Annotated in this window: 1 protein-coding gene; it reads right to left on the bottom strand. The window is 76.5% G+C overall.

Features of this window, described 5'->3' with window-relative positions; all coding sequences use genetic code 11:
- Positions 1-210 (bottom strand): hypothetical protein (locus F0U44_RS22130; RefSeq protein WP_149730572.1); only part of this gene is annotated, 210 nt, incomplete at its 3' end.
- Between the last annotated feature and the right edge of the window lie 16 nt (positions 211-226).

Below are 226 nucleotides of genomic sequence, written 5' to 3' on the forward strand. Positions count from 1 at the left end.
CACGACGATCCGGCGCCCGGCGACGTCGTAGGGCGCCAGCGTCCGCGGGTCGCGTGTCTTGTCGAAGAACGGGTCGGGGGCGGGGTGGCGGACCGCGGAGAGGTCCTCGGCCTCCAGGAACGGCCGCGGGTAGGCGTAAGCGACCGTCCGGGCCGCCGGTGCCGTGAAGAGGACGGCGTCGGGGTGGGCGAGGCCCGCGCTCGTGGCCACGGCGCGCAGGTCGTGG

The organism is Nocardioides humilatus, assembly GCF_008373755.1.
In the GTDB taxonomy this organism is placed as follows: domain Bacteria; phylum Actinomycetota; class Actinomycetes; order Propionibacteriales; family Nocardioidaceae; genus Nocardioides; species Nocardioides humilatus.